Source organism: Thiomicrorhabdus xiamenensis (assembly GCF_013282625.1).
GTDB classification, from domain to species: Bacteria; Pseudomonadota; Gammaproteobacteria; order Thiomicrospirales; family Thiomicrospiraceae; genus Thiomicrorhabdus; species Thiomicrorhabdus xiamenensis.
Genome location: NZ_CP054020.1, coordinates 1,068,077 through 1,086,263, shown reverse-complemented (window position 1 = coordinate 1,086,263; position 18,187 = coordinate 1,068,077). Strand labels below are relative to the sequence as shown.

Genomic DNA, 18,187 nt, shown 5'->3' with positions numbered 1-18,187 from the left:
GATTTATTGCCCGCGTCTAAAGAAGAAGGCAATAACTTTAATCCAGGTTTTATTGCTCTTCTTTATAAGCGCCGTAAATCACCAGATTATGGCCGGATAATTCATAGCCCAGCTCTTTGGCAATCTCTTTAATACGCTCTTCAATGGTCGGATCGACGAATTCACGTACGCGACCGGTCTTCATGCAGACAATATGATCGTGATTGTCACCAGTATCCAATTCAAAAATAGAGACATTGTTTTCGAAGTTCAAACGGCGAACAATTCCCGCCTGTTCAAACTGGGTCAAGACGCGGTAAACGGTCGCCAATCCGACCTCTTCGCCCTGCTCTAACAAAATCTTGAAAACATCTTCAGCCGACAGATGATGATCTTCGCCAGCGCTTTCCAAAATTTCCAATATTTTCAGTCTAGGCAAAGTGACTTTCAAGCCCACTTTTTTTAATTCTGCACCGCTCATCAAAACCTCTATATTGATACACTTACGCCCCGACAATACGCGGGATATCGAATTCAAACATTAAACGTCTAAGCAAACATACAATCCTAGTAAAATCCGCTTAACAAGATTGAAAAACTCATTATGTGTGTATAATAACCCAATTCCGATTTTTTTATGTCGAAAAAAGCGTTCAAAACAAGAATCTAAATGAGAATCACACCCATGCTTTCACAAGCCCAGGTCCCCGCAAACAAACCGTCCCGCATTAAGAAACTTATCCTGACCGGATTACTGTTCAGCACGATTGGTGCCTTGAACGGCTGCTCTGCCTTTAAACCTTATGAAGCTCCGATTACTCAAGGAAATGTTATGACCGAAGAGTCGTTAGACCTGATTCAGGAAGGCTTAAATCAGATTCAGGTAAGAAAGTTGTTGGGGCCACCGATCGGGCAAAACACCTTTAACCCTTACCACTGGGAATATCTGTTCTACACAACGGACCCGAAATCCGAGCTGACGGTGAAAAAACACCTTGTATTGCAGTTCGATAAGAACTTCTATTTAACCAAATGGGAGTCGCATCCGATCAAGGTGCAAATGAAAAAAGACGATAGCTTTTTGGGACTGGGCTGGTTCTGACGTTTTTGGTAAAGCGTCTTTTAGCGAAGCTATCCTAAATAAAAAATGCAGCTTTTAAGCTGCATTTTTTATTTCAAGAGAAGATTATTTCAGCTTCCCGTCACGCTCTTTAGTGACCTTTTCACGCCGGCGCTCGCGCGGATCCGCTTTCAAAGGACGATATACTTCGATCCGATCGCCTTCGCGCAGAACCTGATCATGTTTAACCGGTTTGCCGAAGATTCCGACTTTTTCGATATCCAACTCTGGGAAACGTCGCAACAGTTCGGAAGCTTGCAACGCCTCAGAGACCGTACTCCCGTCGGCGACGTCCTGCTCATATAAAAACTGCTCTTCCGGTAAGGCGTAGGCTATTTCAATTTTCACGGTATTCACCTTAATTCATCTTTTTGTATCGGCTGCAAACGCACTCTTAAGCAAAAGGATTCGGATAAACCGCTTTCGCTCTTTCACAGAAAGAGTCCACCAGCGTACTGGCGATCTGTTCGAAAATCGGTCCGATGGCCATATTCAACAGACCACTGCTGACTTCAAATTCCACTTCGAACAGAATTTTACAGGCATCTTCATCCAGCACTTTAAATTCCCATTCTCCTCTCAATGACTTGAAGGGGCCGTCGAGTAATTGCATTTCAATGCGCTTGCCGTCAACAAGATGGTTTTTCGTGGTAAACGTCTGCTTGATCCCCGCCTTGGCAATGGTTACCGAAGCGGACATACTGGAACCGTCGCGGGATTTAACTTCCGCGGCTCCGCACCACGGAAGAAACTCAGGATAAGCCTCGACATCATTGACCAGGTCATACATTTTTTTGGCCGAATACGGCAATAAGGCACTACGGGTAATTTTTTTCATTCACTAAAGCGTCCTTCCTTCAACGGCTTTCAGGAAAACCTCAAGAGCCTATATTTGCTTAAGCATGCCTAACTACTTAGACTAAGTAAATGTTCGGCCGCACAGCATTAAAATTCAAGGCACAATAGTATAACAAATTCCTTCGCTGACCGATCAAGGGACGCGCTGCAGCGCCGCCTATTTATACAACTTAGCATAAAGAAAAAATATTTTAGTGGAGACCCCCATGAAACACTTGAGCAAACGGCAAGGCTTCTTCTCTCTTTGGGCATTTTTTATATTACCGATCCTGAACATCGGCCCGGCTTGGGCTGCCGAAGAACTGTTGACCGAAAATACCAGTTGGCCGAATGATTCGTGGCAGCTGGAATATGAATACGATGATTTCAGCGAAAAAATTCATCACGCCAAACTGACTTACGCCCCGCAGGATTTCGCCACGCAAAAAGCGTTTCTTATCCGTTGCCAACCTTTCTATACCAACTTCAGCACCGCTTTTCTCGAAGAGAAAAACAACCTGATGGAAAACGGCAAACTGCATAACGACTCTTCCAAATACGCCAAACACGGTTTTATCTATGATCAAAAGCAAGATCTTAAGGTTAAAGTTGCAGGCCGCTCTTTCAGTGAAGACGTTTCCGTCGGCGGCCAGATTCGAGCGCTGAGCAACTGGTTTCCCCTTGCCGACAGTTTCAAAGCGGCAAATAAAGACAAAGTCAGTGTCAGCTGGCACACCTCGATGGTCTTTCAGGAAATCCCTTCATTTACCAGTACCAAAAATACCGACTTGAGCCGTGAACTGTTCAAGGCATTCAAAACGGCTATCGAGAACTCTACACCGATGCATTTTCAATTGGACATGCCAAACGGCATACAGCAAAAATACTCTCTGGATGTACAACGTCTGAAAAATTTTGCACCACCTGAAGTTCTGGATTTCTGTCTACTCAGTAGAACTTTGCGTGACGATTAGACGGCAACAGCCTCAATAAACTGAGCAAAAACCCAACGAGGCGGTGTTATAATCGTCTCCCATTTGGAACTTGACGCTTGTGGAATATCCGACTTATCGGAAATCCTCAGCAAACGATTTAGAGATAGGTAAAGCATGGCAAAAAAATCGAAAAAGAAAACGCCTGCAAATGTCATCGCGCAGAATAAAAAAGCCCGTTTCGACTACTTTATTGAACAGGAGTTTGAAGCCGGCCTGACACTTGAAGGCTGGGAAGTCAAAAGTCTGCGCCAGGGTAAAGTGCAAATCAATGAAAGCTATATCCTGCTCAAAAACAACGAAGCCTGGCTTTTCGGTGCTTTAATCACACCTCTGATCACCGCCTCAAGCCACACCAAGCAAGATCCGCTACGATTGCGTAAACTGCTGATGCACCGCCGCGAAATTGACCGCCTGATCGGCGCCGTTGATCAGAAAGGCTTTACACTGGTGCCTTTAAACCTGCACTGGTCCCGCGGCAAGGTGAAACTCAGCCTCGGTCTGGCTAAAGGTAAGAAAATGCATGACAAACGCGCTACCGAAAAAGAGCGTGAATGGAACCGTGATAAACAGCGTTTAATGAAAATGACCCGTTGACCTCACCCTACTGCACAAATAAAAAACCACCGAAACGGTGGTTTTTTATTTGTGGCCAACAAGCGCTGTTGATTATGAACAGACAATAACCCGGTTGCGTCCTTGATCTTTTGCCTGATAGAGCGCATTGTCCGTTTGTTCAAACCACTCTTTTGACGACCATCCCTGCTGCAGCTGACAGATCCCGAAACTGGAGGTTAGCGAGATATTTTTCGGCCAGACATGCTCTTCGACTTTTTCGCGTAATTTCTCGATCACAGTGAGCGCCTGATCCACATTGGTCATAGGCAGAAGAATGGCAAACTCCTCACCGCCCCACCGCGCCAGAGAGTCCGTCTGACGCAAACTCTCATCCATTATCTTATAGAACTCTTTAAGGATATCGTCCCCAGTCAAATGACCGAAAGTGTCATTCACCTCTTTAAAATGGTCGATATCGCACAACACCAAACAGACCGGATCCTTATGACGGTTGAACTCCTCGATTGTCTGAAAAATAAACTCATCAAAAACACGACGGTTAAGCGCTCCGGTCAACTGATCATGGTTAGCCTGTTTTTCCAGAGACTGTTGACGGGTGATGTTTTCCGCAATCAGCAGATAACCGGTTTTATTGGAAAACGCATCGTATTCCGGGCGAATCATCGCATCCAGCCAATAGCTTTTCGGCCCGACTTCCGAATACAGAATCCCTCCCCAGAATTTGCGTTCCGACAACCAAACCTGGGGATCATTGCTCAGGGAAATTAATTTCAAATCCGTATAATTCTTGCCGACGATATTACTGACACTGCGGCCGAGAATGCGCGATATTGCCAGACTCGCATAGGTAATTTCACCGTTAAGATCCATCTTCAGCATTGGAACGCTGCTGTCGACAATCTTTTGCTGGTATTCCAGTTCGCGGTTAAGGTGATGAATATTCTGCTCGGATCGTAAAAAGAACTCCTTTACGAAATACAACATGACACTGATAACAATCAGCGCCACGGCAATATTGGTATAACTGCCTTCAAACTCCCCCCCCTCGGCAAACCAGCTCGGCAGCAACAGCGGAATCAATAGAATCACCAACCACACCAGCTGATGGATTAAACGGTTGATAAAAATATTAAGTATCGGCAGAACCAGTACCCAGTAGTAGATCTGCTGCTGCCCCTCGGAAACGGCAAACAGGCTCAGCAGATAAAGAATATACAGTGAACTGAGCAAAATCAGAGAGGAAAGCGCATCGGAATGCTTCTGATGAAAATGATAACTGGCGAGAAAACCAAACAGAGAAATCGAAAAAGCCGTCACCATTGCCCAGTTTTCCTTAATCAGGAAATGAAAAATCAGCAACATCAACACCGGCATAAACAGAATTAAAACAAACCAGCGAATTCTCGCGGCCAACCGTTGCTGATAACTTAAAACGCCCTGCTGTAACAATTTCGGCATCATTCCCTTGTACCATTTGATATCGAGAAACCCGTAGCGCCATTCAATCGTCTCTTAGGACATCCAAACGCTCGGCGAGCTTCATTCAAAACATAATATATATGAGGTAAAGATAATTTAAGCACTGATAAATGTCTATTCCTTTCTCGGAAAGCGACAGATATCCGAATAAATCCCAAAAGTGTCGCTGTAATCCCTTGAAAATTTCACTATAATACCCATCTTTAGATAAACACCGATCTTTCTATTGGGGCTGCACTGGTTTCGACGGGGAGTTCAAAGTTTAAAATGCATGTCGTGCCTGAATGATGCACGTAAATCTTTATTTCACTTTTGTTATAGTTGCAAACGACGATAACTACGCTCTAGCGGCTTAATCCCGCTAGTGCAGGCTAGACCCGTTGCCTTTGGCCCCTAGCCTGTATCGACTTACAAAGGATCGTGTTGCGTGCGTGTTTGGGTACGTACCACTAAACTTAACAAACTCGCTTGGTGTGATCCCTGCTGGTCGGGCAGCATTTAAGTTAAATGAATAGACCAAATAAACATGTAGATTTTTAGATGGCGGCTTTGCGGACGGGGGTTCGACTCCCCCCAGCTCCACCAACATTCAATATCAGCTCGTTCCATACGGGCTTTTTTTATGCCTGAAACAACGTATTAACAAGCCTTACAGCGACCACACCTGTTTTACCTAGTTGCATCCAATATCATCTAATTGCATAATTAACAGGGGTAAATTCAGGGGCAAAACAAATTACCCCTGATACAACACTCTCATTTACCCCTGATTTGTAATTACCCCTGATGAGGTGGCGGCTATGGCACTAACAGATACTCAAATAAGAAAGGCTAAATCAAACGGTAAGGTTCAAAAGCTGAATGATGGCGACGGTCTGCGTCTAGAGATCAGCAAGGCTGGCACCAAGTCATTCAAATACCGCTATCAAGTCAACGGTAAGGACAGCAACATCACTCTTGGTGCTTATCCCGCTCTTAGCCTCGCTGAAGCCCGTATTAAACGTGATGAAGTCAAAGCGGCAGTTCGCCAAGGAATTAACCCTATCCAGCAGAAGCAGCAAGCCAAAGCAGAACAGCAAGCGATCGAACAAACACAGCAGAATCGGTTAACGCTTACCCAACTCTTTGAACAATGGCATGACCATAACGAAGGTGGCTGGAACTACAAATACGCAACCGATGTCCGCAACCGAATTACCATTCATCTACTACCTGTTCTTGGTGATCAGTTTATTGACGAGATAACCCCGCAGCAAGTCATCTTCGCACTCAAGCAGATGGAAGCAAAAGGCTTAGGCGACTCAATCAGAAAGGTGCAGCAGTACACCAGTAGAATGTTCCGTTATGGTGTCGGCCTAGGTCTATGCTCGGTTGACCCTGTACGAGATATTCCAGCCGGTGACATCTTCAAGAAGCAGACTAAACAAAACCTGCATCATCTCACCAAGCCAGCAGACCTGTATCAGCTTCTCAATGCCATTGATACCTATCTTGGTGACATCAGCACCGCTACTGCATTGAAACTGGCCCCACATGTCTTCCTACGTCCTGCTGAATTAGCCGGTCTGCGTTGGAGTGAAGTTGATCTAAACAACGGCCTAATCACCATTGAAGCAAATCGTATGAAGATGAAACGCCCCCATGTAGTACCGCTATCAAGACAGGCTAAAGAACTGATTCAATCTATGCAGCCTATCAGCGGTAGCAGTGAGTATGTCTTCGTATCACCACGCAGCCAAGTCAGACCGATTAACGAGCAGTCCATTAATGCCGGATTAAAACGTCTTGGGTTTGGTGGCAAGCAGACTGCACATGGCTTTAGACATACCGCATCAACCCTACTCAATGAGCAAGGCTTTAACCGTGACTGGATCGAAATGCAGCTCGCTCATGCCAGCGGTGACTCAGTACGTGGTACCTACAATAAGGCAGAGTATCTATCTGGTAGAACCACCATGATGCAGGCATGGTCTGACTATCTCGACGGTATCAAGGCTGGTGCTGATGTAGTACCTATTAACCGGTCTGGTGCATAATCATGGCTAATCATTCAGTAGCAGACAAGCAACGGATCAACGATCTGTTCACCCGCGTTCGTGATGCACTTCAACATGAGCAGATACCAACGGTGGACGACTTGGTGGCATTAGAGGCTCTTGCTTGGAATTACCAAGACAGTGCAACCGATCAATTAAAAGGTCTCAGGAATTACGCGAAGGCATCTGCAACTGACTACACCATAGATGAATTTATCGAAGCAACTCACTGGATGATGAAGGGAAAACTGCCCAAACTAACCAACCGGTTAATTAAGTCTCTTAACGCCTATCTCACAGGTAAGCATAATGCCTCCGGTGTATTCGGCAGACGGACAACTAAAGTCTATGGCGGTCAATCATGGCAGCTGGACGGTTTCATCACACAATTTATTGAACAATGCAGGTGTAGCTACCGCAGCTATGGCACCTATTACATCTTACGCAGTAACGGTCGCATTCTCAGCAAAGACGAAGATTCACCAGACAGCGTCTACAATTTCTGTGCTGAACTATCAGCAGCCTGCCTTGATAACGAGATTGAAACAGAACTACCGAACATATTAGAAGTTTCAGGATTGTTACTACATGAGAACTACTTCAAACAGTTAGCACAAGAGTTATGTAATGAAATCACATACCTCAGAAGCATCGGTGATGACGCTCAAACTCTAAGATCCACTAACCGCTGGCATCCACGTTCAGGCGATTAATTACGAAAAACCTCCACCCCAGCACTCTCCTTCACCTCCAGTAATCTCGCACTTAACCGCAATCGATGCGGATTGTTTAACCCAAAAGCAATGAGGTGCAAGAAATGATAAATCGTTCTAACAAACTCACGCCCCCTGAAAACCAATTAATCCGAATCCGTCCAATGTGCAAGACCATGTTAGGCGGTGTCAATAATTCTACGATCTATAGATGGATCAAGACAGAAGGCTTCCCTAAACCAATTAAATTAAGCCCGTCGTGTAGCGTCTGGAATATCGCAGAAGTCCAAGCTTGGATCGATGCTCGTAAGGAGATGTCGGTATGAGCAGCCTAATGGAATACAACAGACCAGCCAATGCAAGCAGTGCACTTTTAATGCTACTTGATAATGTTATGACATTAAGACGTATTGATAAGAAAAAACTGAATTACAGTAATGGCATGAAAACCGTCTTACGTGAATACCTAAGAACTTTTCCTTATCGTTTATCAATTCATGGTGACATTGTTCTGGTTGTTAATCGCGAATATAAACCACTCGGTATTCGTGATTATTCTTTGCGCGTCGATTATGACAATTTCCACGATTCGTGGTTAAAACTGAACGAGATCAGTTATGAAAATGCTGATTTTAGACATCAAGGCTTCAGAAATGGTCTACATGGATCATCTTACTATCTATACAACGATGGTTGTCCACCTTACCGCAATAGACAGAACTTACTTGAATATGAAGCAAGATTGAGTGCATTGCTCGTTAAGCATGGTGTTGAGATGGTTCCAAAAGGGAAATTTCAATGGAGTTGGTAAGTGCTAACAATAATTCATTTGCCCAGCAATCATTTTGTAGTGGGCATGGTCAGTATCACACCAACAGCCCTGATAAGGTAACCAGAAGACCATATGAAGCGGTTACTTGGCAGCATATTGAAGCCATGACTATTAACCCTCCTAGTGTTAATAAATCTGATGCTCGGTGGACCATCTTCTCTAACGTATGCAATGAACATGCAAGATCGGCTAATTATCAACGTCAGCATGGACACTTCGGTGCATTGTGGGTCGATATTGATGAACACACTCCCAAACAGCAGATACTTAACGCCATCACGTCTTTGGGATGCAAAGCTATTATCTACACTACGTCCAGCGCAACACCTGATAAGCAGAAGTGGCGTGCCATCGTTCCATTAGCCGTACCGGTTGGGGGTGAACAATTCGAGCTTTGCCAGCAAGTAATCAATGATCGATTTGAAGCAGTAGGTATCATACCGGATCGTAAAAGTGAGACTGCGAATCAAATCTGCTACCTGCCTAACAGAGGGCAGTATTACGATCATGAAATCCTTGATGGCCCACTGTTCAATGCTTCAGTGTTTGATGCCGAAGTGACTCAGATCAAGGAAGTAGAAGCTGCACGAAAAGCTGAAGCAAAGCAACGGCGTGAAGCCAAGCGTATTGAGAGAATTGCACAGGCTGCCAATGGTGCAGTGGATGTTATGGACTTCTTTAACCAATCTTATGACCTAGAAGATCTGCTTGATAAGTATGGTTACAAGCAGAAAGGCAATCGCTGGCTCAGCCCTAACAGTGAAAGCGGTACTCCGGGTGTCACAATCAATGACGATGGACTAAAGTGGCTATCGAGTCATGAGAGCGATGTTGGTATTGGCAGTGAGCCTACGAACGGTGTTGTCTATGGTGATGCGTTTGACCTGTATGTGCACTACGAACATAAAGATGACCGTATAGCTGCGTTAAAGGCTGCTGGTGATAACTTAACCGTTCTCGGGGGCGATGGTGTTGAAATAACTCTTAACCAACATAATCAGCAGCTGTATGCACAGCAGAATAAGCCTGATGTAAAGGCTATGTTCGGTGATGTGGCAGCACAGACAACAGGCAATACGTCATTAAGTGCAAAAGAGCGTTTAAAGATGATGTCAGCAAGAGGAAAGTCAGAACAGCGAAGAAAACAGATGTTGAATGATGTTTATGTATTCAATCGTATAGCCATACTAGGGCAAGCAACTGTCATCTATGCAAAACCTAATTTAGGTAAGACAGTAACGGCGATACGCTTCATCGTCGATGCAATAGAGGATGGAAGAGTCGATGGAGAGAATGTTTTCTACATTAACGCTGATGACACCTTCAAGGGTGCAACAACCAAGCTTGAGTTAGCGGAGAAGCATGGTTTCCATATGCTGATACCGAATGAGAACAACTTCACGATCAAGGATTTAATACCGATTATCCAAGGACTAATTACTGATTGCGATGCTAAAGGACAAGTGATTATTTTGGATACCTTGAAGAAGTCCGTTGATTTGATGGATAAGAAGTTAGCCAGTAATTTCACCAGCTTGATTCGTGAGTTCGTTGGTGCAGGCGGAACCTTTATTGCCTTAGCTCATACTAACAAGCATCTTGGAGCAGATGGACAGTTAATTCCCCAAGGCACAAGTGATGTTGTTGATGATGTGGATTGTGTTTATGTGCTGGGCGAAATCTCTAACCAATCTGGGGTTAAGACAGTTGAGTTTATTAACATCAAGAGTCGTGGTGACGTTGCCGATCGAGTGAGTTACACCTATACGAAACAGGATGGTGATGACTGGATGGATATCTTTAACTCGATTCAGTGTTTAGATGATGAAACCGCGAATAAGGTTAAACGGAAAGCGAAGGTTGAAGAACAGTTTGAACAAGATCGAGATGTAGTGATGGTCATTAGCCAACTCTTGTGGAATGGTAAGAAGATGAAAAAAACTGAGTTGATCAATATGGCTCATAAAAACTGTATGGAATCCGCAGACTGCAATGCTTCAAAGAAAAAGGTTATTGAAGTATTGGAACGCTACGATGGGTTTGATCGAAACAAAAAGCACCAGTGGATGTCTGTTCCTAGTGATGACAATGCAAGTGTTTATTCTTTGCTACCGGTAGAAGAGGTGAGCTTTCTTTGACAACTCCCCCCTCTGAAAATTGATAAACCTGAAAAACCGGATTTGCAAAAATGGTGACATTAGCCATTCTTGGGGGTATCGATGCCCATGGATACTGGGTTTGAGAGGTTTTTCAGGTTTCTTATTACTTTTAGGTTTTATAGGTTTATTAATTCTGAGAGGGATACCCCCTTACTGAAAAACCAAAATAGAAACAGCCGGTTTTTCAATTAATAACCCAAGGTTGGTTAATGATTATTTTAGGCACACAGCGGAGATTTATACATGAAATTAGATAATCCAAAATCAGTGAAATCAGCAGTTGAGATTATGGAGCAGTTCAACCTCAACCCACTCGAAGAACTGGCGCGTCTCACTGTCGAAGCTAAAGCACGCGGTGACGATCTGACGGTAGAATCCATCAGCAAGTTCCTCATGCCCTATATGTACCCTAAGCAGAAGCACGTTAGCATGGAGGTGACTGACACTGTTGCAGCCAAAGAGTGGTCCGAACGCATCAACCGTGGTCGCGACAGATTGGCTAAGAAGGGCCTTGTAATCGAGCATGAGTCTGCACTCGATCACGAAAGCGAGATTAGTTTTTTATGAATAACCTGAAGCATTTTGTCCTTTCCTTGAGAAAGGACCTCCGTATATAGTGATATTTTTACTATACGCCAGAGCTATTGTTTAGCTTTGCATTCTTTAAACTTATCCGAATAATCTGGGTATGCCTGACGTGCGAGTCCCCAGCACTCTTCATCTTTCTCATCTAATACCCCTATACCAAAACGCTTTCTGCATGATTCGATTAAACCATGAAAACGAAGGTGCATATCGTAATAATCTTGGCCACATACCTGAATGGTTCTTGCTTTCTCATATTCTTTTGCGGCGACATTTTTAAACCCAAGACCAAAGGATTCGAGCTCATCATTAGATAGTATTTTTATATCATCAGAGGATACTACATTCATTGAGTCAACAAGCATCGGAGAAACGCCATACTTTGAAAAATACTGTTTTAGTATCGGAGTCAGTGACTCATATTTCTTTAAGTATTCTGCGTAAGTAAGGTTTTCTGTTGATAATTCGCCCGCGAATGGTCTATGTATTCCAACTTCCCCAAGGGATGAACGTGTTTTCGCAGCAGCGTAGATAAAAACACAAGAGCTATAGCAACTCCCCCTAATCTTAACGATAGCCTTCATGCCTTTTTCAGCTACAAGATCTCCTATTTTCATAGCTTCGAGTAGAATTCCTCCTTGGCTGTCTAGCCACAATGTATTAGCGCCGAGAATAGAGGTTACATTTTTACGTTTTTCAAGTATTTGCAGGCCTAATTTTAACTGGGACAGCGTATTTTCTGTGATCTCCCCCTTTAAAAGAAGCCCGTCAAACTTGCAATTGCTTCCAAACTTTTTATCAATCACGGAAAGAAGGTATTTAGAAGACGCTTCTATGCTATCCATACTGGGTAGAGGCAAGAAATGCCCCTTACTTCCTTTGCATAATTCCTCATCTGGTGCTAAGGCTACAAATGAACTTTCTGAATAGTCTGCATATACCGCAACCGGCACAAGAATGAACGAAGAAAGCACAAAAAAAACTTTTATCATGAAATATCGCATAATTACCCCACTTTTTAAAAAAGACTATTATTTAGTATCTAAATGCAAGGAGTCTTTCAACGTATGGCTTCATTCATGTAATGATAAAAGCCAGTTAACTCTTCAGGCCCGCCTTTCACTTTGCAGTAACCGCACCCCCAGCCATTACTTTTGGTACTGAACATCATGTTGTGTTGCTTGCCACTAGGACAGTTCGCATACCAAGAATATTCGTTATATCCGGGGTTGAATGGTTGAAGCCCCAACTCTTTCACCACCGTATATATTTCAGATGGGTTAGCTTCTTGTCGTTGGACATAAGCTTCACTCTGTTTATTGAAAGCATCGGTATGTGCTTTTACAAGTTCATTCCAACGCTCAGCACTCACTACTCCGCTAATATCAGCATAACAGCCGCGTAAATCTTCTCGACTGATAAAATCCTTCGCAAAGCCTTCATAATCAAACGTAGCAACCTTATCGATCGTCATGACATGACTTGGCTCTTGAAGTTCGCTGATTAGTTCAATTTCAGTAATACCATCATCTTTTACAATCCATAGCTGGTGTTGAAACGAATCAACGATGTTATGAACTTGATACGAGATGATAAGTTGATCGTATAGTATGTTTTCAGATTTTATAAGATCGAACATTGTTACGATCCCTTACCGACAAAAACACTCAACACAGCACCATCGAGTTGCATTTCGATTCTTGGCTTCATTAGCGGAGTTAGATCATTACCGTGGTACTTGATGTAGTTAGCTCGACCTTCTTCGGTGTAGAAGTCAGGATCAAAGCGACAGGCCGTCTGAACGGTATCGCACTCAGGTGCTGGTAGATTGGTTGGAGATTGTTTGATTTGAATAGTCATGGCTGACTCCTATCATTCCCAAGTGATAAGTGAAGCAGGCAGCAATCTGGGAATTATAGGATTGTGTCGCTTTAGCCTACATTTATATACCGCCCGGCAAGTTGAAAAAATTAAATCCAGCGGTGTGTTAGAACGTATTATATTCGAATGATGAACAAAATCTATTTAAAAACCCATTTTCGCTCTGAGCTGAAAAAATCAGATTTTCCTGAAAGCTTTTCGATCATCACAGCTTATGCGACGACTGGTGAGACTTGGACAGAGCAAGAAAATATCAATGCGAATGCAAAACTCAAAACGGAATTGACCGATTTGGGGGTGTTAGTCGGTGCAATAGATGGGTTTGATCCTGACACTGGACATTCCGAAGCAGGATTCGTTGCAAAACTGGATTGGCAGCGAGCATGTGATATTGGTCTAGAGTTCAAACAGGATGCAATTTATTTTGTTTCTGGTGAAGACCTATTCGTAACCTATTGTGATGAACATCAAGAGCTTGTCTATGTCAGTAATTTCTTTGATCGATTATCCAATCCATAAATTGAAAAGCAATGAACCAAACAAAAAAAATCAACCGATTAGTAAAAATTGAAAATTCTTCCGTAACAGATGATGAAGGTAAGTTTGTTCCAATTTCGTCAATCCTAAAATATGAAAGTATCGTACTACTAGGAGAACCAGGCTCCGGCAAAAGCCATACATTTGAATCCTTATCCAAACAGGAAAGCGCATCATTAATTACCGCATCTGAATTTCAAATATACTCATCAACCTTACCTAAGGAAGGCATTCTCTATATAGATGCTTTGGATGAAACCAGAAGCCGACTGAACAAGGACCAAAGCGCACTTCATAATTTGATATCTCAAGTGCTTCCACTAGATTTGAACAGTTTTCGGATTTCTTGTCGTTCAGCAGATTGGTTTGGGGATACTGATTTAATAAAGTTCAAGCGCTTCTTTGAAAAGAAAGGAAGTTACATTGTTGCCTCCTTACAGGATTTAAATGAAGAGGAATGTGTAGAAATTTTAACTAATAAGTTCAATATCAACTCAACTCAAGCTGCCGAGTTCACATATGAATGTAAAGAGAATGATTCTGAAGAATTCATAAAGACCCCTCTAGGTTTAATTACTTTATACAGCGTTGTAGCCGATAAAGGATGCTGGCCTGAAAGTAAAACCCAACTCTATTCTATGTTCACACAACAACTATTAAACGAGCATAGTGAACACCACAAATTACATACAGTTTCTCTTCCTTCCTTTGATATTCTTACTGAAGCAGCTGGGCACGCGTGTGCTTTAATGCTTATTTCTGGAAACGCTGAAATACAAGAAGGTAACACAGTTCCAAATATCCCATCATTAACTGAACTTGGAGAACTTGATACGGGTATTCTTCAAGCTTTAATCACTACAAAACTCTTCAAATCAGTTTTACCTAATCTATTTACATATTTTCATAGAACAGTTGCCGAATTTTTGGCTGGAAAATGGTTAGCAGATAAATTAAATAAAAAAGAACTTTCCCGTAACCGAGTTTTATCGCTAATTTTAGTAGACGGACAGACTCCTACTGAACTCAGAGGACTGGTAGCTTGGCTAACTACATTTATTGTTGATAACAGAGAACTTATAAAATCAGACCCTTTGGGTGTTCTGATGTATGGGGACCCTAAAAGCCTAAACACCGATTCCAAACGCGAAATTTTAAATGGGTTAACTGGGCTGAGTAAACAAAATCCCTACTTTCGCGCGAATAACTGGTCGACATCCTATTTAAAGGGCTTGTCAACTCAAGAATTGGTTGTTGACTTCGAAAAAATTTTACAAAGTTCAGAAAATCATCACCTAAGATCAGTCGTTTACGATGTTTTAAAAGAAGGTGCTTTTTTTCCTGAACTTGAGCCAACTTTAAGAAATGTAATATCGAATGTTAACTCACCTGAAAGAATGTCTGCCATAAACGCGATGCATCTTTCTTTAAGTAATTACCAAAAAGCTCAAGAAATTTATCAAATACTCTCAAAAAACAGACTAAATTCATCGTCAATTACATTAAGAATTGAATTCTTAAATCGCTACTACCACTATGGATTTAAACCAAAAGACTTGGTGGGCGCTGTTAATGACTATATTGAACATTGCAATGATGAAACAATCGGTTATTTTTATTGTTTGGACGAGGTAGTTTCAGATGATGAGCTGAATATAATCCTAAACTTAATTTCATCCTTACCATTTACTATCAAAGACGATTACGATAGACACCAGTATTTTGAGGTGCACAGGTTTTACAGTAGGCTTTTAGCTAGAAGACTAGAAAAAGTTGCTCCCCTCAATGAAATACAATTTTTATATTGGTTTAGAGCTTTAGCTAAGCTTAGGGGGGGAGCTTATGTAAGAGAAAATGATGACTCACCATTATTAAACCTTTTAAAAGACAAAGTGGATTTGCTCTTCTCAACATACTCAAAAGGGATGAATTCATTAGAGGGGAAACAAAACGGAGACATTCTTGTTGAATTTGATTATTCATTTGATGGCTACTTTAATTACTCCCTCCCACCTGTATTAAAACTTGACTACTATTTATCAAAGCTTCGTCATGGGCACTTGAATCCATACTCTTCAGTGTTTGAATTTTATTACCGAGCTGCTTTAGGAATTTCAACCAGTGACAAATGTTATCTTGCAGAATTTGAAACATTATGCGATCTAGCGACCACTAATAGAAGAATTGAAGAGCTTAGAATTAAATATACTTTCGATTCAATTAAATACAGACTTAAAGACAGTTTAAGAAGAATTAATTCAGAAGCTAAAAAATTTGAAACTAAACAAGAAAATATTAAAAGTTTTGAATTACATCAGAACGAAATTAGATTGGGAAGACATTCAGAATGGTTAAATTATTTAGGCCGAATTTATGGAGGAATGGTCACTGACATTACGGATTTAGATTTCTTTTTTAGGACATACTTAAATGGTCAATTTGACCAAAATATAGCCATAACAGGCTTTTCAAACTTATTCAAAGAATATTCAGTTTATGTATACAACCAACTAATTACTGAAGTTGGAAATAATAGATTCCATAGTCAGTTTTATGGCTTTATGGCTAGCATAAATATAGACTGGGAAAGTAAAAAATCTTTTTCAGATTATCCAGAAGAGCAACTTAAAACCATCTTAGCACTTGCGATTCTATACAGAGGGAATCCAGAATCTCGTTTTCATCCAAAAGATTGGCATAACGCCATTTTAGAGAAAAATCCAGATTTAACATTTCAAGTTTACAATGACATTATTACGGCTCAGCTTCAAAATAATAAGCCTCAAACTTTCTACATTAGCGAACTTTTAACACTGGAAAACCTGATCTCCCAAAATATCCACTCTATTTTTCGTCTTTTATCAAAATATCAAAACCAATTATCGATCCATGATATCAACACTATTCTTGTACTTCTCATTAAATACTATGAACCTAAAAAAGATTTAATTAATTTAGCACTATCTTCTCTTGTTAGCTTTAGTGCAAATATAAATGTAAGACCAGTATGGTATTCATTGCTTATTTTTCTCGATTTTCCATCACCCCCTTCATGTGTTCGAAAACATATTAGAAAAAGTAAAGCTTATGTCTGGGCATTCATAGAGCTATATAAAAATATACGAAGCAAAATACCATCATTAATAAAAAATTCTGAACTACAAAAATATGCTATCTATCTGGTTGGTGAATCTTTTGATAATGTCAGTCACCCAACAGGTGGGTGGTCAGGTGACAAAAACCCATGGGATGCAAGCTCATTCTGTAGAGATGTTATTTCAGAGTTAGCGTCCGACACTGATCCCAATATTGAAAATATTTTTAATCAACTAATTGAAGCATCAAAACTCATGAGCTATGGAGACTATCTTAAATATTCATTAACTCAACATTTATCTTATGTAGTTGAAAGCAAGTTCAAACAACCCTCCCTTCCTGAAACTATTAATGTACTTGAGAATAAAAGCCCTCAAAATATTCAAGATTTATTAGCTTTCACAATTGATGTTTTCATTAATCTTAAAGCTGAATTAAAGGGGGGAAGTACAGATACATATAAAGCATTTTGGAACGAAGACCGTTATTCAAGAATTACTAGCCCTAAGGCTGAGGAAAGCTGTCGAGATAGGCTTATTGACTTAATGACGCCTTACTACACCCCACATAATCTTCGTGTAGAACCCGAAGGTCATATGCACAATGATAAAAGAGCGGATATAAATATTCTAAGTAGTGACATGAAGCTACCAATCGAAATAAAACGTCAGCAGCATAATGACTTATGGACTGCTTGCTACAACCAACTAGATCGACTCTATACAATTCATCCTGAATCACAAGGACATGGAATTTATTTGGTGTTCTGGTTTGGAGATACCAATAAATACAGAATTCCCAAACCCCCTCAAAAAGACATTGTTATAACTAGTGCAGAATTACTAGAGGAAGAGTTAACCAAGATACAAAGCTCTACTGACAATCATAGATTGAAAACTGTAATGATTGATGTAACAGGCTGAAACAAGATAAGTTTTCTAATTAACCGCATAAAATCAAGAAAAAATACTGTACTTATACGCAACAGCTTAAATGAGGACATATTGAAATACACATGAATAAAAAAGGGGTAAATTCAGGGGTAAAAATAAAACAAGAATCCACATCCGTCATAAAAAGGTAATACCGTACCTTCCCCAGCTCCACCAATTCTGAAGCCCGAACGATTGATTAGGAATCGTTCGGGCTTTTTTATTTCCTTCCTGCTTCTAACCGATAAATCTGTAATTCCATACACTCTGCTCTGATCCGCTCGCATTCAGACAATTGAAAAAAACTGTCTGCAATGGCATTACGTAACAATTTTTAGACTCCCTTAGCTTCGCAACGCCTAACTTTTAGGAAAAACACCAAACATAAGCGGAATCTTGCCCACCTTGAGCTAAGCAAACAATAACAATT

18 protein-coding genes and 1 other RNA gene are annotated in these 18,187 nt (G+C 41.4%); 12 read left to right on the top strand and 7 right to left on the bottom strand.

Annotated elements, in window-relative coordinates; all coding sequences use genetic code 11:
- Window positions 1-49 precede the first annotated feature (49 nt).
- Complete coding sequence (fur, locus tag HQN79_RS05005; RefSeq protein WP_173284656.1) at window positions 50-460, bottom strand: ferric iron uptake transcriptional regulator; 411 nt, start codon at window positions 458-460, stop codon at window positions 50-52.
- Between the two features lie 189 nt (window positions 461-649).
- Between fur and HQN79_RS05000 the strand changes: the two genes are divergently transcribed.
- Window positions 650-1,081 carry an outer membrane protein assembly factor BamE gene (locus HQN79_RS05000; RefSeq protein WP_238843428.1) on the top strand — a complete coding sequence of 144 codons (432 nt, stop codon included), beginning with the start codon at window positions 650-652 and terminating at the stop codon, window positions 1,079-1,081.
- Window positions 1,082-1,165: 84 nt separating this feature from the next.
- Here HQN79_RS05000 and HQN79_RS04995 read toward each other — a convergent pair whose 3' ends face one another.
- On the bottom strand, window positions 1,166-1,447 hold the full coding sequence (locus HQN79_RS04995; protein ID WP_202984519.1) for an RnfH family protein: 282 nt from the start codon (window positions 1,445-1,447) through the stop codon (window positions 1,166-1,168).
- 46 nt (window positions 1,448-1,493) lie between these two features.
- A complete protein-coding gene (locus HQN79_RS04990) occupies window positions 1,494-1,937 on the bottom strand; it encodes a type II toxin-antitoxin system RatA family toxin (RefSeq protein WP_173284652.1) in 444 nt (147 codons plus the stop codon).
- 226 nt (window positions 1,938-2,163) lie between these two features.
- Here HQN79_RS04990 and HQN79_RS04985 point away from each other — a divergent pair, with 226 nt between their 5' ends.
- Both HQN79_RS04985 and smpB read left to right on the top strand, forming a co-directional pair.
- Complete coding sequence (locus HQN79_RS04985; protein WP_173284650.1) at window positions 2,164-2,910, top strand: hypothetical protein; 747 nt, start codon at window positions 2,164-2,166, stop codon at window positions 2,908-2,910.
- A 135-nt stretch (window positions 2,911-3,045) separates the two neighbouring features.
- Window positions 3,046-3,525, top strand: a complete 480-nt coding sequence (gene smpB, locus HQN79_RS04980) for an SsrA-binding protein SmpB (protein WP_173284648.1) — start codon at window positions 3,046-3,048, stop codon at window positions 3,523-3,525.
- Window positions 3,526-3,597: 72 nt separating this feature from the next.
- Here smpB and HQN79_RS04975 read toward each other — a convergent pair whose 3' ends face one another.
- Complete coding sequence (locus HQN79_RS04975) at window positions 3,598-4,968, bottom strand: sensor domain-containing diguanylate cyclase (RefSeq protein ID WP_173284646.1); 1,371 nt, start codon at window positions 4,966-4,968, stop codon at window positions 3,598-3,600.
- A gap of 246 nt (window positions 4,969-5,214) precedes the next feature.
- On the opposite strand from HQN79_RS04975, the gene ssrA reads away from it, so the two are divergent.
- From ssrA to HQN79_RS04940, 7 genes are all read left to right on the top strand, one after another.
- Window positions 5,215-5,571: a transfer-messenger RNA gene (gene ssrA, locus HQN79_RS04970) on the top strand.
- A 215-nt stretch (window positions 5,572-5,786) separates the two neighbouring features.
- Complete coding sequence (locus HQN79_RS04965) at window positions 5,787-7,022, top strand: tyrosine-type recombinase/integrase (protein WP_173284644.1); 1,236 nt, start codon at window positions 5,787-5,789, stop codon at window positions 7,020-7,022.
- Window positions 7,023-7,024: 2 nt separating this feature from the next.
- Window positions 7,025-7,735, top strand: a complete 711-nt coding sequence (locus HQN79_RS04960) for a hypothetical protein (RefSeq protein ID WP_173284642.1) — start codon at window positions 7,025-7,027, stop codon at window positions 7,733-7,735.
- Between the two features lie 104 nt (window positions 7,736-7,839).
- On the top strand, window positions 7,840-8,061 hold the full coding sequence (locus HQN79_RS12200) for a helix-turn-helix transcriptional regulator (RefSeq protein ID WP_173284640.1): 222 nt from the start codon (window positions 7,840-7,842) through the stop codon (window positions 8,059-8,061).
- Window positions 8,058-8,546: a hypothetical protein gene (locus HQN79_RS04950; RefSeq protein ID WP_173284638.1), complete on the top strand. Its 489-nt coding sequence runs from the start codon at window positions 8,058-8,060 to the stop codon at window positions 8,544-8,546. Before HQN79_RS12200 ends, HQN79_RS04950 begins: the two co-directional genes overlap by 4 nt.
- Complete coding sequence (locus HQN79_RS04945) at window positions 8,534-10,705, top strand: hypothetical protein (RefSeq protein ID WP_173284636.1); 2,172 nt, start codon at window positions 8,534-8,536, stop codon at window positions 10,703-10,705. The genes HQN79_RS04950 and HQN79_RS04945 overlap by 13 nt, the downstream gene beginning before the upstream one ends.
- A gap of 264 nt (window positions 10,706-10,969) precedes the next feature.
- On the top strand, window positions 10,970-11,293 hold the full coding sequence (locus HQN79_RS04940) for a hypothetical protein (protein WP_173284634.1): 324 nt from the start codon (window positions 10,970-10,972) through the stop codon (window positions 11,291-11,293).
- A 74-nt stretch (window positions 11,294-11,367) separates the two neighbouring features.
- On the opposite strand, the gene HQN79_RS04935 is transcribed toward HQN79_RS04940, so the two are convergent.
- Genes HQN79_RS04935 through HQN79_RS04925 form a run of 3 tightly spaced genes read right to left on the bottom strand, consistent with a single transcriptional unit; the run spans window position 11,368 to window position 13,171 of the window.
- The gene (locus HQN79_RS04935; protein WP_173284632.1) at window positions 11,368-12,315 is read right to left on the bottom strand and encodes a hypothetical protein; all 948 of its coding nucleotides are present in this window, start codon (window positions 12,313-12,315) and stop codon (window positions 11,368-11,370) included.
- 56 nt (window positions 12,316-12,371) lie between these two features.
- Window positions 12,372-12,950: a hypothetical protein gene (locus tag HQN79_RS04930; RefSeq protein ID WP_173284631.1), complete on the bottom strand. Its 579-nt coding sequence runs from the start codon at window positions 12,948-12,950 to the stop codon at window positions 12,372-12,374.
- Window positions 12,951-12,952: 2 nt separating this feature from the next.
- Complete coding sequence (locus HQN79_RS04925; protein WP_173284630.1) at window positions 12,953-13,171, bottom strand: hypothetical protein; 219 nt, start codon at window positions 13,169-13,171, stop codon at window positions 12,953-12,955.
- Between the two features lie 147 nt (window positions 13,172-13,318).
- Here HQN79_RS04925 and HQN79_RS04920 point away from each other — a divergent pair, with 147 nt between their 5' ends.
- Together HQN79_RS04920 and HQN79_RS04915 are read left to right on the top strand one after the other, a co-directional pair.
- On the top strand, window positions 13,319-13,711 hold the full coding sequence (locus tag HQN79_RS04920) for a DUF3293 domain-containing protein (RefSeq protein WP_173284629.1): 393 nt from the start codon (window positions 13,319-13,321) through the stop codon (window positions 13,709-13,711).
- Window positions 13,712-13,722: 11 nt separating this feature from the next.
- Window positions 13,723-17,748, top strand: coding sequence for an NACHT domain-containing protein (locus HQN79_RS04915; RefSeq protein WP_173284628.1), 4,026 nt, complete (start codon window positions 13,723-13,725; stop codon window positions 17,746-17,748).
- Window positions 17,749-18,187: the final 439 nt, after the last annotated feature.

What these genes read in the sequence shown, in the direction of transcription:
- HQN79_RS04960 (WP_173284642.1), top strand. Translation starts at nt 7,025, where the DNA reads ATGGCTAATCATTCAGTAGCAGACAAGCAACGGATCAACGATCTGTTC.
- HQN79_RS04950 (WP_173284638.1), top strand. Translation starts at nt 8,058, where the DNA reads ATGAGCAGCCTAATGGAATACAACAGACCAGCCAATGCAAGCAGTGCA.
- HQN79_RS12200 (WP_173284640.1), top strand. Translation starts at nt 7,840, where the DNA reads ATGATAAATCGTTCTAACAAACTCACGCCCCCTGAAAACCAATTAATC.
- HQN79_RS04940 (WP_173284634.1), top strand. Translation starts at nt 10,970, where the DNA reads ATGAAATTAGATAATCCAAAATCAGTGAAATCAGCAGTTGAGATTATG.
- smpB (WP_173284648.1), top strand. Translation starts at nt 3,046, where the DNA reads ATGGCAAAAAAATCGAAAAAGAAAACGCCTGCAAATGTCATCGCGCAG.
- HQN79_RS05000 (WP_238843428.1), top strand. Translation starts at nt 650, where the DNA reads ATGAGAATCACACCCATGCTTTCACAAGCCCAGGTCCCCGCAAACAAA.
- fur (WP_173284656.1), bottom strand. Translation starts at nt 460, where the DNA reads ATGAGCGGTGCAGAATTAAAAAAAGTGGGCTTGAAAGTCACTTTGCCT.
- HQN79_RS04920 (WP_173284629.1), top strand. Translation starts at nt 13,319, where the DNA reads ATGATGAACAAAATCTATTTAAAAACCCATTTTCGCTCTGAGCTGAAA.
- HQN79_RS04975 (WP_173284646.1), bottom strand. Translation starts at nt 4,968, where the DNA reads ATGATGCCGAAATTGTTACAGCAGGGCGTTTTAAGTTATCAGCAACGG.
- HQN79_RS04945 (WP_173284636.1), top strand. Translation starts at nt 8,534, where the DNA reads ATGGAGTTGGTAAGTGCTAACAATAATTCATTTGCCCAGCAATCATTT.
- HQN79_RS04915 (WP_173284628.1), top strand. Translation starts at nt 13,723, where the DNA reads ATGAACCAAACAAAAAAAATCAACCGATTAGTAAAAATTGAAAATTCT.
- HQN79_RS04990 (WP_173284652.1), bottom strand. Translation starts at nt 1,937, where the DNA reads ATGAAAAAAATTACCCGTAGTGCCTTATTGCCGTATTCGGCCAAAAAA.
- HQN79_RS04935 (WP_173284632.1), bottom strand. Translation starts at nt 12,315, where the DNA reads ATGCGATATTTCATGATAAAAGTTTTTTTTGTGCTTTCTTCGTTCATT.
- HQN79_RS04925 (WP_173284630.1), bottom strand. Translation starts at nt 13,171, where the DNA reads ATGACTATTCAAATCAAACAATCTCCAACCAATCTACCAGCACCTGAG.
- HQN79_RS04965 (WP_173284644.1), top strand. Translation starts at nt 5,787, where the DNA reads ATGGCACTAACAGATACTCAAATAAGAAAGGCTAAATCAAACGGTAAG.
- HQN79_RS04985 (WP_173284650.1), top strand. Translation starts at nt 2,164, where the DNA reads ATGAAACACTTGAGCAAACGGCAAGGCTTCTTCTCTCTTTGGGCATTT.
- HQN79_RS04930 (WP_173284631.1), bottom strand. Translation starts at nt 12,950, where the DNA reads ATGTTCGATCTTATAAAATCTGAAAACATACTATACGATCAACTTATC.